This is a genomic window from Microbacterium sp. J1-1, assembly GCF_024498615.1.
In the GTDB taxonomy this organism is placed as follows: Bacteria; Actinomycetota; Actinomycetes; order Actinomycetales; family Microbacteriaceae; genus Microbacterium; species Microbacterium aurugineum.
Genome location: NZ_CP089590.1, coordinates 3,402,934 through 3,417,888 on the forward strand (window position 1 = coordinate 3,402,934; position 14,955 = coordinate 3,417,888).

Consider the following 14,955-nt stretch of genomic DNA (forward strand, 5'->3'; position numbering starts at 1 on the left):
GTCAGATTAGTGCCCCACGCCCGGCCGGAGTGCGGCGATGATGTCGGCGGCTTCCCCCGTTGGCGGGGTGGTCGCGGTGAGTTCGTGTCCGTCGATGGTGATCGTGACGTCACGCAGCGGGCGCAGCGCGCGGACGATACGGCGGACCGTCACGCCGGTGGTCTTGTAGAGGTGCCGGCTGATCGCGAGAGCGCAGAACACGACGGTGAGGTGCGCGTGGATCGAGTCCGCGGTCGACGCGAACATCGGTCTCGCCCGCAGGTCGGTCTTCGCCATCCGGAACGTCGCCTCGACCTGGAACAGGTCATGGTAGGCCGCCACGATCTCTGCAGCGGAAGCCGTCGCGGTGCTGAGGTTGGTGACGTACCCCTTGAGGCCGATGTATTCGCGGGCCTTCTCGACTCTTGCCCAGTTCACGCCGGGCTTGGTGCCGAGGGTGACGAACCGGTCCTTCTTCGCCGGGCGGGTGCCGGCAGCGATCTGCTCGGCGCGTTCGATCTGCTTGTTCAACGTGATGTTGTCGCGGATCTTCCGCTTGTGGGAGTACTGCCACACCACTCGCCGCTCCCGCGCGTTCACACCCGCACCCATGGTTCGGGTGGTCTCGACCGTCTCCCCATCGGTGACGATGTTCCCGACGGTCGCGTAGTGCTCGGCGAGATCGTATGGCGCGGAGGAGGTGCGGGAGCCGACGATGAACCCGAACCCGGCGTCCTCCAGCCGGTTCAGGTTCGCTGCGGACAGCATGCCGGCGTCCGCGACGACCACGACCTCGGTCGCGGAGTGACGTTCGCGGAACTGGTCGAGGACGGGCAGCAGGGTGAGGGTCTCGCCCCTGTTGCCCGCGAACTCGTGGACTTCGAGGGGGAACCCGCCCTGGTCCACGAGGAGGCCGACGAGGATCTGCGGGTCGACGCGGCGCTCTTTGCTCATCCCGACCTTGCGGAGCTTGTCTTCACGCTCCGCCTCGAAGTAGAGGGTGGTGACGTCGTAGAGCACGACGGTGAGCGGGCCAGATCGGGTCGCATGCGCGTAGGCTGCGGCGGCGATCTTCGACCGCCAGTCCTGCTCAACGCTGCGGGCGAGGGTCCGCCACACGGTCGACAGCGACGGCGCACCCGGGACACCGAGCTCGTCCCACACCCGCAGCGTGTCCGCCTTGCTGGTCGGCTCGACGACGCGGGCCAGGACCAGCTTCTTGAATGTGTCGTTGCCGACCGCGTCGAACCCGAGACGGGCGTAGGCGTCCTCGAGGACATCCCACAACAACCTGGACCTCGACCCGGTCACCGTCGGCGCGGTCGTGGCCGGCGGCGTCGCGCCCAGCCCGTCCAGATCGAACGGGACATGCCCGGCCAGCTCCGCGATCCGCTCCCGCGCGATCGCGACCAGCACCGCGAGCTGCTCATCGTCGTGCGCGGAGCCGAGGTGCTCCACGATCGTCCGCACACCACGGGTCTTCGACGCGATCTGCACCGCCGTCGCACCCGACGCGGTGCGCACCTTCCGCACGAACCACCCCACCGAGCGAGTCTAGATCGACGCCGTTAGTGCCCCGCACGAGGCACCAACACCCCCGGAAAATCAAGCCTCAACAGTCCTCAACCCGCGAAATCACCCGACGGTGACACGATCCAGGTCGGGGTCCGCCTTCCAGCGCACCTCACCGCGTCGGGCCGGGCCATGCTGGCGGCGCTGCCCCGCGAGCAGGTGCGGGCGCTCTACCCCGATACATCTGCGTTCCCGGTTCGCACGGGCCAGGGGCCACAGACACCACGCGAGCTGCGGGAGCTGTTGCGCGAGGTTCGAGCGCGGGGATACGCGACTGAGGACGGTGAGGTCGCGGTGGGTCTGCGCAGCGTCGGCGCAGCCGTCCTCGATGCTTCGGGATGGCCGGTCGCAGCCGTCGCCGTGACCTGGGGCATCGAAGAGTTGGACGAAACTCTTCTGGCCAGGGCTGTGCAGGAGACCGCAGCCCTGCTGGAGTCTCGACTGAGACGGTGAGACTTAACGCAAAATGGCCACCCAGCGTTGGGTGGCCATTTTGTTTAAAAGGAGTCCGGCGGTGTCCTACTCTCCCACAGGGTCCCCCCTGCAGTACCATCGGCGCTGTGAGGCTTAGCTTCCGGGTTCGGAATGTAACCGGGCGTTTCCCTCACGCTATGGCCGCCGAAACACTATTGATGTTTCAATCAAACACATAACAAAGTCATTGTTGTTATGCGGTTCTCGACCGTACATCGAGAACCACTCAGTGGACGCGTAGCACCAACAAACGGTGTGTTATCAAGTCATCGGCTTATTAGTACCAGTCAGCTGCATGCATTACTGCACTTCCACATCTGGCCTATCAACCCAGTAGTCTGGCTGGGAGCCTCTCACCCGAAGGTATGGAAATCTCATCTTGAGGCCGGCTTCCCGCTTAGATGCTTTCAGCGGTTATCCATCCCGAACGTAGCTAATCAGCGGTGCTCCTGGCGGAACAACTGACACACCAGAGGTTCGTCCAACCCGGTCCTCTCGTACTAGGGTCAGATCCTCTCAAATTTCCTACGCGCGCAGCGGATAGGGACCGAACTGTCTCACGACGTTCTAAACCCAGCTCGCGTACCGCTTTAATGGGCGAACAGCCCAACCCTTGGGACCTACTCCAGCCCCAGGATGCGACGAGCCGACATCGAGGTGCCAAACCATGCCGTCGATATGGACTCTTGGGCAAGATCAGCCTGTTATCCCCGAGGTACCTTTTATCCGTTGAGCGACAGCGCTTCCACAAGCCACTGCCGGATCACTAGTCCCGACTTTCGTCCCTGCTCGACCTGTCAGTCTCACAGTCAAGCTCCCTTGTGCACTTACACTCGACACCTGATTGCCAACCAGGTTGAGGGAACCTTTGGGCGCCTCCGTTACTTTTTGGGAGGCAACCGCCCCAGTTAAACTACCCACCAGGCACTGTCCCTGAACCGGATTACGGTTCGAAGTTAGATATCCAGAGTGACCAGAGTGGTATTTCAACAATGACTCCACACGAACTAGCGTCCATGCTTCAAAGTCTCCCACCTATCCTACACAAGCCACACCGAACACCAATACCAAGCTGTAGTAAAGGTCACGGGGTCTTTCCGTCCTGCTGCGCGTAACGAGCATCTTTACTCGTAATGCAATTTCGCCGAGTTCGCGGTTGAGACAGTTGGGAAGTCGTTACGCCATTCGTGCAGGTCGGAACTTACCCGACAAGGAATTTCGCTACCTTAGGATGGTTATAGTTACCACCGCCGTTTACTGGGGCTTAAATTCTCAGCTTCGCCTTACGGCTAACCGGTCCTCTTAACCTTCCAGCACCGGGCAGGCGTCAGTCCGTATACATCGTCTTGCGACTTGGCACGGACCTGTGTTTTTAGTAAACAGTCGCTACCCACTAGTCTCTGCGGCCTCCAAACGCTTTCGGGAGTAAATCCCTATACGCCGAAGGCCCCCCTTCTCCCGAAGTTACGGGGGCATTTTGCCGAGTTCCTTAACCACGATTCTCTCGATCTCCTTGGTATTCTCTACCTGACCACCTGAGTCGGTTTGGGGTACGGGCAGCTAGAACCTCGCGTCGATGCTTTTCTCGGCAGCATAGGATCACCCACTTTTTATCCGCATCGTGTCTCAGCCTCAATGAATCGCGGATTTGCCTACGACTCGGCCTACGCACTTGCACCAGGACAACCATCGCCTGGCTTGGGCTACCTTCCTGCGTCACACCTGTTAATACGCTAACCGCACCAGAATGGGGTCGTACGCTAGGCCCAGAGCGTCACCCCGAAGGGATCAGTCACTGGGATTCAGATACTTAGCACTACTGGATTAGCTTGGGCGGTTCTTCGCCGGTACGGGAATATCAACCCGTTGTCCATCGACTACGCCTGTCGGCCTCGCCTTAGGTCCCGACTTACCCAGGGAAGATTAGCTTGACCCTGGAACCCTTGGTCTTTCGGAGGACGTGTTTCTCACACGTCATTCGCTACTCATGCCTGCATTCTCACTCGTGTAGCCTCCACGGCTGGTTTACACCGCCGCTTCGCTGGCCACACGACGCTCTCCTACCCATCAACACGGCTGGACCACGAAGGCCTACCAATAATGTCAATGCCACAACTTCGGTGGCGTGCTTGAGCCCCGTTACATTGTCGGCGCGGAATCACTTGACCAGTGAGCTATTACGCACTCTTTCAAGGGTGGCTGCTTCTAAGCCAACCTCCTGGTTGTCACAGCAACTCCACATCCTTTCCCACTTAGCACGCGCTTTGGGACCTTAGTTGGTGGTCTGGGTTGTTTCCCTCTCGACTATGAAGCTTATCCCCCACAGTCTCACTGCTGCGCTCTCACTTACCGGCATTCGGAGTTTGGCTGACGTCAGTAACCTTGTAGGGCCCATCGGCCATCCAGTAGCTCTACCTCCGGCAAGAAACACGCAACGCTGCACCTAAATGCATTTCGGAGAGAACCAGCTATCACGAAGTTTGATTGGCCTTTCACCCCTATCCACAGCTCATCCCCTCAGTTTTCAACCTAAGTGGGTTCGGTCCTCCACACGCTCTTACACGTGCTTCAACCTGGCCATGGATAGATCACTTCGCTTCGGGTCTAGGACATGCGACTGAATCGCCCTATTCAGACTCGCTTTCGCTACGGCTACCCCACACGGGTTAACCTCGCCACATATCGCTAACTCGCAGGCTCATTCTTCAAAAGGCACGCTGTCACCCCTACTAAGGAGGCTCCAACGGTTTGTAAGCAAACGGTTTCAGGTACTATTTCACTCCCCTCCCGGGGTACTTTTCACCTTTCCCTCACGGTACTTGTCCGCTATCGGTCATCTGGGAGTATTTAGGCTTATCAGGTGGTCCTGACAGATTCACACGGGATTTCACGGGCCCCGTGCTACTTGGGATACTCTTCGCGCCAAGAGAAGCATTTCGACTACGGGGTTGGCACCCTCTATGACCGGCCTTTCAAGACCGTTCGTCTATACCTTCTTGTAACGCCGCCACCTCGGCAGAGATGACTGAAAAGTCCCACAACCCCCAACGTGCAACGCCTGCCGGCTATCACACACGCTAGGTTTAGCCTGATCCGGTTTCGCTCGCCACTACTAACGGAATCGCGGTTGCTTTCTCTTCCTGTGGGTACTGAGATGTTTCACTTCCCCACGTTCCCTCTACCCGCCCTATATATTCAGGCGGGAGTCACTAGGTCGGCACGCCGCCCAGCGGGGTTTCCCCATTCGGACACCCTCGGATCAAAACTTGCTTATCAGTTCCCCGAGGCTTATCGCAGATTGCTACGTCCTTCTTCGGCTCCAGATGCCAAGGCATCCACCGTTTGCTCTTAAAGACTTGAAATCACATGAGTTTGAATCAAAAACCCGACCAGTCCGAAGACTGAATCAGAAATTGACTAATGATCTTTAAGATCATCTTGTGCAACAACCCGAAGGCTGCTGCAAGATGCTCGCGTCCACTGTGTAGTTCTCAAAGTACGGGCGGTACCCCTCACCGCTTCCCCACCGGGGAAACAACGAAAGGCCCAGAGTAACCAAATGCTTCCAACCCGAAGGTCAAAGCGCATCCGGTCCCTCAGGACCCAACAGCGTGCAGGCACCGACCCCCTCACCCAGAACCTTCCAACCGCAAGCGGCGTACTCATTCCAAGATCAGATCTCGATGCCATGTCAAATGTTCCACCCATGAGCTCCCAGCGAAGAACGTATGCCTTCGATCTGGGTTCTGGACGCCGAAGCGTCAGATGCTCCTTAGAAAGGAGGTGATCCAGCCGCACCTTCCGGTACGGCTACCTTGTTACGACTTAGTCCTAATTACCGATCCCACCTTCGACGGCTCCCTCCACAAGGGTTAGGCCACCGGCTTCAGGTGTTACCGACTTTCATGACTTGACGGGCGGTGTGTACAAGACCCGGGAACGTATTCACCGCAGCGTTGCTGATCTGCGATTACTAGCGACTCCGACTTCATGAGGTCGAGTTGCAGACCTCAATCCGAACTGGGACCGGCTTTTTGGGATTCGCTCCACCTCACGGTATTGCAGCCCTTTGTACCGGCCATTGTAGCATGCGTGAAGCCCAAGACATAAGGGGCATGATGATTTGACGTCATCCCCACCTTCCTCCGAGTTGACCCCGGCAGTATCCCATGAGTTCCCACCATTACGTGCTGGCAACATAGAACGAGGGTTGCGCTCGTTGCGGGACTTAACCCAACATCTCACGACACGAGCTGACGACAACCATGCACCACCTGTTTACGAGTGTCCAAAGAGTTGACCATTTCTGGCCCGTTCTCGTATATGTCAAGCCTTGGTAAGGTTCTTCGCGTTGCATCGAATTAATCCGCATGCTCCGCCGCTTGTGCGGGTCCCCGTCAATTCCTTTGAGTTTTAGCCTTGCGGCCGTACTCCCCAGGCGGGGAACTTAATGCGTTAGCTGCGTCACGGAATCCGTGGAATGGACCCCACAACTAGTTCCCAACGTTTACGGGGTGGACTACCAGGGTATCTAAGCCTGTTTGCTCCCCACCCTTTCGCTCCTCAGCGTCAGTTACGGCCCAGAGATCTGCCTTCGCCATCGGTGTTCCTCCTGATATCTGCGCATTCCACCGCTACACCAGGAATTCCAATCTCCCCTACCGCACTCTAGTCTGCCCGTACCCACTGCAGGCCGGAGGTTGAGCCTCCGGATTTCACAGCAGACGCGACAAACCGCCTACGAGCTCTTTACGCCCAATAATTCCGGATAACGCTTGCGCCCTACGTATTACCGCGGCTGCTGGCACGTAGTTAGCCGGCGCTTTTTCTGCAGGTACCGTCACTTTCGCTTCTTCCCTGCTAAAAGAGGTTTACAACCCGAAGGCCGTCGTCCCTCACGCGGCGTTGCTGCATCAGGCTTGCGCCCATTGTGCAATATTCCCCACTGCTGCCTCCCGTAGGAGTCTGGGCCGTGTCTCAGTCCCAGTGTGGCCGGTCACCCTCTCAGGCCGGCTACCCGTCGACGCCTTGGTGAGCCATTACCTCACCAACAAGCTGATAGGCCGCGAGCCCATCCCCAACCGAAATTCTTTCCAGACGCAGACCATGCGATCACGTCACATATCCAGTATTAGACGCCGTTTCCAGCGCTTATCCCAGAGTCAGGGGCAGGTTGCTCACGTGTTACTCACCCGTTCGCCACTGATCCCACAGAGCAAGCTCCGTGTTCACCGTTCGACTTGCATGTGTTAAGCACGCCGCCAGCGTTCATCCTGAGCCAGGATCAAACTCTCCGTAAAAAAGAAATGCATACGAACACCGGGAAAACGATGAACGCAGCGAGTTTGATGCTGACCAAAGAGACAAATTCATTGCTGACTTCATCCATTGCCAGCCCCCGGAAGGGCTGGTCTTTGATCCAAAGGAATTCTCACCCAGCCGAAGCTAGACGAGGATAATTTGGCATTTGACAAGTGCACGCTGTTGAGTTCTCAAGGATCGGATGCTCCCACGACCCAGTCATCACAACCAGGCCCGCAGGGCAACTTCTCTATCTTACCGATCTCATCCCCGTTGTCAAGTCCGATTTTCTTCGGCCTGAGTGAGGGAACGAGTCAGCACCTTCATCCTGTTCACTCAGTGAGTGTCTGGGATTCGGGAGGTGTTAGCTGCTTGACGGGAGCCGGTCCGAGGACCTCCGCTCAACCGTTTGGGGCGAACAGGTAATAAGTTACGCGGATCCCGGGGATCGGGCAAATCAGGCTCGACCGCCGGGCGTGTCGTGCGCGTCCGGCGGCGGCTTGCGGGATCGAAACCGCGCCTCCGCGCCGGTTTTCCGGCGCGTTTTCGATCCCGCACGCCGCGGATCTCTGCTCAGCGGGCGATGCGGAGCGTGCGCACCTCGAACGGACGCAGTCGCAGGTCCCCGCCGGTGCGCGCGCCCGATATGTCGTCCTCGAGCAGACTCACCTCGCGCACCCCGCGGTGCTCGAACCCGACCGTCAGCTCGCCGGCCGTGCGTCGCCCGAGCGCCTCGTACACGCGCACGATCACGTCACCCGATCCGTCGTCGGCGAGCTTGACCGCCGACACGACGATCCCCTCACCCCGGACCGACACCAGGGGTTCGACCTCCCGCGCACCCCGCACGACGGTGGGGAGCGCGTTGATCCGGATGCCCTCGGCCGTCGCGATCTCGGCGTCAGCCCCGATCACGAAGCCGACCTCGATCTCGTGGTGGCCGTGGTCGGTGTCGGGGTCGGGGAACCGCGGGGCACGCAGCAGCGAGAGCCTCACCGTGGTCGTCACCGCATCCTCCGACACCTCGCGGGATGTGTCGTAGCCGTAGATCGAGTCGTTCACGAGTGCGACGCCGAAGTCCTGCTCGCGCACCAGGACGAACCGGTGCATCGACGTCTCGAACTTCGCCGCCTCCCAGCTGGTGTTGGTGTGCGTCACCCGCGACTGGTAGCCAAACTGCGTCTCGGCCTCGGTGTGCGCCGCCTGGATGTCGAGCGGGAAGGCGAGCTTGAGCAGCTTCTCGGTCTCGTGCCAATCGATCTCGTTGCGCAGCAGCACGGTCCGCGAGTCGGGTGCGAGAAGGATCGTCTGCGTGATGGTCGACTCCGAGAACGGGCGCACGACCACGATCTTCGCCACGGTGCCGACCATGGTCGCCTCGATCGACGTGACGGCGGTGAGGTCGTCGACGCTGTTACGGTAATAGCGATCGATGTCCCAGGCGTCCCACATGTTCGGGAAGTCCTGGTGGAGCTGGAACAGGTTCGCGGCCTTTCCCGCAGCGACCGCCTCGCGCCCCGATGCCTTGTCGACGGCGGAGACGATCAGACCGTCGGCGGACACGCGCACCGAGACGAGCTCGTTCTCCAGCCGCCAGCCGTCGTCCTCCTGCGAGAGCGAGACGGCAGCGGGGGTCGCCTCGGGAAGGAACGCCGCGCCGAGAGCGTGCCCCTGTCCCCCCGCGCGCCCGACCGAGGTCGGCTCGAACCGCAGTTCGCGATCGCCCTCGCCCGCGAGCGAGCGTCGGGCGGCACCCGCGATGTCCTGCGCATCCGAGAGCACGTCCGTCAGCACGGCGACGGCCTCGCGGTGCACCCAGGCGATCGAGGTCCCCGGGAGGATGTCATGGAACTCGTGCAGGAGAACGGTCTGCCACAAGCGGTCGAACTCGGCCTGCGGGTAGGCGGCACCGGTGCGCACCGTATCCGTCGCCGCCCACAGCTCCGCCTCGATCAGCGCGTGCTCGGCCCAGCGGTGCAGTGCCTTGGTGGCGTGCTGGCTGGTGAGCGTTCCGCGGTGCAGCTCGAGGTAAAGCTCCCCCACCCACACCGCCGGACGCGGCAGCTCGGCCCTCGCGGCGTCGAAGAAGTCGTCCGGATGCTCCCACACCACCTGCGCGCTGCCCTCGAGGTCGCGGAGGCGTTCGGCCTTGCCCGTCATCTCGCGGGTCGTGCCGCCACCGCCGTCACCCCAGCCGACCGGGGCGATCGAGCGCGAGCTGACCCGGTTCTCCTTGAACTGCCGGGCGGCCTTCGCGACCTCCATGCCGCTCAACTGCGAGTTGTAGGTGTCCATCGACGGGAAGTGCGTGAACACCTGCGACCCGTCGATGCCCTCCCAGAGGAAGGAGTGGTGCGGGAAGACGTTCTGCTGGTTCCACGAGATCTTCTGCGTGAAGAACCACTCGAACCCGGCGCGGCGCATCAGCTGCGGCAGGGCGGGCGAGTAACCGAAGCTGTCCGGGAGCCACACGCCCTTGGACCGGATGCCGAACTCGCGCTCGAAGAACCGTTGACCCTGCGAGAACTGCCGCACGAGCGACTCCCCCGTCGGCATCACGGTGTCGGACTCGACCCACATGCCGCCCAGGGGCAGGAAGCGCCCTTCGGCGACCGCGGCCTTGACCCGCTCCCACACCTCGGGGCGGTGCTCCTTGATCCAGGCGTACTGCTGTGCGCTGGACATGCCGTACCGGAACTCGGACTGCTCCTCCAGCAGAGCCGTCATCGACGAGGTCGTGCGTGCGACCTTGCGGATCGTCTCGCGCACGGGCCACAGCCACGCCGAATCGATGTGCGCGTGACCGACGGCCGAGATCCGGTGCGCACTCGCCTCGGCGGGTGCGGCCAGCACCTCGGTCAGGCGGGCACGGGCGTCGGACGCGGTGGCGACGATGTGCTGCAGGTCGAGGACGTCGAGCGCATCGTCCATGGCCTGCAGGATGCGCATGCGACGGGGCGAGGTCGCCGGCAGCTCCGCCTGCAGCTCGAAGAGCACCTCGAGGTCGAGCGCCAGGTCGAACACTTCCTGCTCGAACACCGCCAGATCCATCCGCCGGGCGCGGTAGAGCGGTTCCTTCGAGGACGTGAGGATGTCGCCCTCCTGCGTCGGGAGGAAGGGGTGGTAGTCCAGGAGCACCGGGTTGGAAGCCGCCTCGAGGTACAGCTCGACCGGCTCGTCGCCCGCTGCCGTCTCGACGATCGGGACCCACTGGTTTCGCGGGTTGATGCTCTTCACCGGGATCGGGTCGGACCCCCTGCCGCCCGGTCGGTAGGCGAGGGCCTCGCATTGGAAGCCCGTCATGTTCACATCGAACCCGAGGTCGATCAGCGCCTCGACCTTGCGGCCGGCCCACTCGGACGGCACCCGCCCGGTGAGCTTGAACCACGTGGTTCCCCAGGCCGGTCCCCACGGGGCGCCCACGGAACCGGCGGTGTAGTCGAGGGCGAGCCCTTCCGCCGGTGCGATCGGCTCCCCGGGCAGTTCGTGGATCTCGACCTGCAGCGGCACCGACGCCGAGTGGATCGACGGGCGGATGCGCTCCTCCAGCACACGCTTGACGCGGCCGACGGTGAGCGAGGTGTCGTCATGCATAGGGGATCTCCGACTCGACGGTGAGGGCAGGTTCGCGGGACGTCGCCGCGAACCCGTGTGATGAATGCTATCCGATTTACTAAAACGATCTAGTGGCGAGTCTAGAACACACTCGATCCGCCTTCCACCGGGCTAAACCGATCAAGTAGGGTGAGGGACTATGAGTCCGGCGAAGCGCGTCACGATCGCCGACATCGCGCGCATGGCCGGCGTCTCCCCCGGCGCCGTCTCCTTCGCCTTGAACGGGCGCCCCGGAGTGAGCGAGGAGACCCGGCAACGGATCCTCGCCGTCGTCGAGGAGAACGGCTGGCAGCCGAGTTCAGCGGCACGCGCCCTCGTCGGTGCGCGGGCGAACACCGTCGGCTTCGCACTGGCGCGCCCCGCCCGCTCCCTCGGATCGGAGGCCTTCTTCACCGACCTCATCGCCGGTATCGAATCGCGTCTCTCCGAGAGCAAGGTCAGTCTGCAGCTGCGTCTGGTGGCGGACATCGCGGAGGAGATGGAGGTGCATCGGCAGTGGCGCTCGTCCAACCAGGTCGACGGTTTCATCTTCATCGACCCGCGCGACGACGATCCTCGGGCCGACCGCATCGCCGCCCTCGACGCCCGCGCCGTGATGATCGGGTCGAAGCCGTCTCCCGACGGGACGGTGCCCAGCGTGTGGATCGGCGACGACACGGTGGCGGAGACGCTCTACTCCTATCTCGCCGCGCTCGGGCACGTGCACATCGCCTACGTGGCGGGACCGGCGGAGCTCGAACACACCCGGCTGCGGGCCGAGGTCTTGGAACGCCTGTCGGCCGATGGCGTGGAGGGCGAGGTCATCACCACCGACTTCTCCCCCGCCCGCGCCTCCGCCGTCACGCGGGCGCTGCTCTCCGGACGGCGGCGACCCACCGCGATCGTCTACGACAACGACGTGATGGCGGTCGCCGGTCTCCGCGTCGCACAGGAGATGGGACGCAGGGTTCCCCGCGACGTCTCACTGGCCTCCTTCGACGACTCGGTCATCGCGGGGCTCATCAACCCGTCGATCACGGCGATGACGCGCGACACCTTCGAACTCGGCGAGCGCGCCGCCACCCTGCTGCTCCAGCAGATCGAAGCGGGCGCGAACCTGCCGAGCGTCGAAGGCCCGACTCCCGTTCTCACGGCGCGCGAGAGCACGGCCCCGCCCACGCGCACCGACTGAACGTCAGGCGTCCTGAACGTCAGGGGTCCTGAACGTCAGGCGTCCTGAACGTCAGGCGTCGACCACGGTGTTGACCGACCCGTAGGGATCGACCGCGCCCGCCCGCAGATCGGGGCGGATGAGCCGGCGGATGCCACGGGCCTCCCGCACGGCGGGATCGAGCGCGTCACGCGACGTGATCACGGCCGGGTCGAGCCCCGCGGCACAGGCGTCGACCCAGGCCTGGAACACGGGACCACCCGGGCTCAGCGCCGCCCGGCTCACGGGCACCTCGCGCTCGTCGACCTCCACCACGATCGCCGTCTCCCGCGGCGGTGCCGCGACGCGCTGCCGCAGCTCGGGGATCACCTCGGCGAAGCGTCGACCGAGGGGCTTCGCCCCACCGTTCTGATCGATCAGGCCGAGGGTGTACTCGAGTTCGGGGAAGTCACCCAGGTCGCGACTGACGTCGTGCGAGCACCACCACGTGACGCCCCAGAGGTTGTCGGTGCGCAGCGCGGAGCGCACGGTCGCCTCCAGGAAGTCCGGCATCTCGTCCTCCGTCAGGCAGTTCGACGGGGCGCCGACCTCCTGCAACCACACCACCCTGTCCGGATCGGTGGCGAACGCGCGGGAGAGCTCGATCAGGTACTCGGCGTGCCGGTCGGAGGCGATCGATCGTCCTCCGTAGCGCTGGGCGGTGCCGTTGAAGATCCAGGAGTGGATCGTGGTCATGGCGCCCAAGCGTGACGCGTGGGCCGGCGTGAAGCCGTGGCCGTCCATGTACCAGACGGCGTCGTACTCGCTGTGGACGTGCGGGAAGCCGGGCGCTGCGGCGTCGGCTGCCGACAGCAGGGCGGAGATCCAGCCGCCCGCCTCGTCCGGCGTCACCGGCCAGGGCGACGGATGGGTGTGCGCGGAGAACTGGTTCGTCTCGTTCCCGAGGGTGAGCCCGAGGAAGTTGGGGGCATCGCGCAGCGCCCGGCCGAGCCTGTCGACGAGCGCGACCTGACCCTCGAGCGCTCGGGGATCGGTGAACATGTTCTTGTCGTGCCACGTGTACAGCCACGACGGCACGAAGTCGAAGCTCGACAGATGGCCCTGGACCACGTCGATGCTCGCATCCATCCCGAACTCGCCTGCGATGTCGACCACCGCACGCACGTCGTCGACCGCCTTCTCGCGGATGAGGGTGCGATTCGGCTGCAGCACGGTCCACAGCGGGAAGACCCGGACGTGATCGAGCCCCAGCTCCGCGAGAGCCGCGAAGTCGCGACGCACATCGTCCGGGGTGAAGTCGAGCCAGGAGTGCATCCAGTTCTTCGACGGCGTGTAGTTCGCCCCGAATCTCAGGGGAGCATCGAGGGCGCCGCGCTGCGTCATGGAGGACCTTTCGGACAAGCCCCGAGGGGGACGGATCTGCACCACTATAACGCTTGAGCACCGGCGCTCGCACACACTTCTTGACAGAAGGAGAATCGGATGGTTTCATCTGCTAAAGCGTTGTAGTCCGTCGACCGGACACCACGCGGAATCGCCCGCCTCGAGGAAGAAGCACGATGAAATCTCCCACACGCATTGTCGCTCTGGCAGCCTTCAGCATCGGCGTTCTGGCGCTGACCAGTTGCACGGGAGGCGGAGGGGCATCCGGCGCCTCGGGCCCCATCGACACGTCCGGCGAGCTGAGCGGCACGATCCAGTTCCAGACGTGGTCGCTCAAGAACGAGAAGTTCACCCCGTACTTCGAGGATCTGATCGATGCGTTCGAGAAGGAGCACCCGGACGTCACCGTCGAGTGGCTCGACCAGCCGGGAGACGGCTACCAGGAGAAGATCCTGAGCCAGGCGAACGCCGACACGCTCCCGGACGTGCTGAACCTGCCGCCGGACATCGCGTATCCGCTGGTCGCTGCGGGCAAGCTCGTCGACCTCCACACCGCCGATCCCGAGCTGGAGTCCGCCTACAACGCCGGCGCGTGGGAGGCGTACAGCGCGTACCCAGGCATCGACGGCACCTACGGCCTGCCCTGGTACCTCTCCAGCGACGCCTCGTGGTGGAACCTCGCACAGCTCGCCCCGTACGGCGTCACGGAGGACAACCTCCCGACCACGGTCGACGAGCTCCTCACCCTCGCCGAGGAGGTGGCCACGGAATCCGGCGGCAAGGTCCAGCTCCTGTCCTCCATTCCCGCGCTCGACACCTTCACGGCGGCGGGCATGGAGGTCATCAATGCCGACGGCGAGTTCGATTTCAACACCGACGAAGCCGCCGCGATCATCCAGAAGTACGCCGACGCCTACGCAGCCGGAGCCATGCCCGCCGAGGCTCTGACCGGCGACTACGGCGGAAACGCCGAGGCCTACATCCAGGAGAAGGTGGCCTTCACGACGGGCGGCACCGGCTTCACGACCGACCTGCAGAAGGATGCACCCGCACTGCTCGAGAACACGGTGGCGACCCCTCGCCTCGGGGTCGCACCCCTCTATGTGCAGGGTCTCAACGTCTCGGCCGACTCCGACAACAAGGAGGCCGCACTCGCGTTCGCCGAGTTCGCGACGAACCAGGAGAACCAGGTGGCCTTCTCGTCGCTCGCCGTCGGCACCGCTCCCGGCACCGCGGACGGCGGGGATGAGGTCGTCGAGAACATCGCGTCCTCGGTCACCGACGAGAAGCAGCTCGCGGCGATCGACACCGTGTTCGGCGCGATGAAGGATGCGAAGGCCCTGCCGTTCCAGTGGACCTCTGACATGGCGACCTACATGACCCAGCAGATCGCCCTCGCCGTCAACGGTGAAGCGGACGCCAAGGCCCAGCTCGACAAGATCGTCGAGTACGCCAACGCCAACCGCGTGGACCAGTAAGCC

At 63.0% G+C, this 14,955-nt stretch carries 5 protein-coding genes, 3 rRNA genes and 1 pseudogene; 3 read left to right on the forward strand and 6 right to left on the reverse strand.

Going from position 1 to position 14,955, the window contains the following annotated elements:
- Positions 1-6 precede the first annotated feature (6 nt).
- Positions 7-1,524, reverse strand: coding sequence for an IS1634 family transposase (locus LRQ07_RS16555; RefSeq protein ID WP_076689818.1), 1,518 nt, complete (start codon positions 1,522-1,524; stop codon positions 7-9).
- Positions 1,525-1,638: 114 nt separating this feature from the next.
- On the opposite strand from LRQ07_RS16555, the pseudogene LRQ07_RS16560 reads away from it, so the two are divergent.
- A pseudogene (locus tag LRQ07_RS16560) lies at positions 1,639-2,004 on the forward strand (IclR family transcriptional regulator C-terminal domain-containing protein); the annotation flags it as partial.
- 53 nt (positions 2,005-2,057) lie between these two features.
- On the opposite strand, the gene rrf reads toward LRQ07_RS16560, so the two are convergent.
- From rrf to LRQ07_RS16580, 4 genes are all read right to left on the reverse strand, one after another.
- Positions 2,058-2,174, reverse strand: a 5S ribosomal RNA gene (gene rrf / locus LRQ07_RS16565).
- Positions 2,175-2,282: 108 nt separating this feature from the next.
- Positions 2,283-5,387, reverse strand: a 23S ribosomal RNA gene (locus LRQ07_RS16570).
- 414 nt (positions 5,388-5,801) lie between these two features.
- Positions 5,802-7,325, reverse strand: a 16S ribosomal RNA gene (locus LRQ07_RS16575).
- Together the 16S, 23S and 5S rRNA genes form the textbook arrangement of a ribosomal RNA operon.
- Positions 7,326-7,899: 574 nt before the next feature.
- Positions 7,900-10,920, reverse strand: a complete 3,021-nt coding sequence (locus LRQ07_RS16580) for an alpha-mannosidase (protein WP_256535247.1) — start codon at positions 10,918-10,920, stop codon at positions 7,900-7,902.
- 160 nt (positions 10,921-11,080) lie between these two features.
- Here LRQ07_RS16580 and LRQ07_RS16585 point away from each other — a divergent pair, with 160 nt between their 5' ends.
- Complete coding sequence (locus LRQ07_RS16585) at positions 11,081-12,112, forward strand: LacI family DNA-binding transcriptional regulator (protein ID WP_131493592.1); 1,032 nt, start codon at positions 11,081-11,083, stop codon at positions 12,110-12,112.
- A 51-nt stretch (positions 12,113-12,163) separates the two neighbouring features.
- Here LRQ07_RS16585 and LRQ07_RS16590 read toward each other — a convergent pair whose 3' ends face one another.
- Complete coding sequence (locus LRQ07_RS16590) at positions 12,164-13,474, reverse strand: glycoside hydrolase 5 family protein (protein WP_256535248.1); 1,311 nt, start codon at positions 13,472-13,474, stop codon at positions 12,164-12,166.
- Between the two features lie 176 nt (positions 13,475-13,650).
- On the opposite strand from LRQ07_RS16590, the gene LRQ07_RS16595 reads away from it, so the two are divergent.
- Entirely contained in the window at positions 13,651-14,952 is a 1,302-nt protein-coding gene (locus LRQ07_RS16595; RefSeq protein WP_256535249.1) for an ABC transporter substrate-binding protein, read from the forward strand.
- Positions 14,953-14,955: the final 3 nt, after the last annotated feature.

What these genes read in the sequence shown, in the direction of transcription:
- LRQ07_RS16580 (WP_256535247.1), bottom strand. Translation starts at nt 10,920, where the DNA reads ATGCATGACGACACCTCGCTCACCGTCGGCCGCGTCAAGCGTGTGCTG.
- LRQ07_RS16585 (WP_131493592.1), top strand. Translation starts at nt 11,081, where the DNA reads ATGAGTCCGGCGAAGCGCGTCACGATCGCCGACATCGCGCGCATGGCC.
- LRQ07_RS16590 (WP_256535248.1), bottom strand. Translation starts at nt 13,474, where the DNA reads ATGACGCAGCGCGGCGCCCTCGATGCTCCCCTGAGATTCGGGGCGAAC.
- LRQ07_RS16595 (WP_256535249.1), top strand. Translation starts at nt 13,651, where the DNA reads ATGAAATCTCCCACACGCATTGTCGCTCTGGCAGCCTTCAGCATCGGC.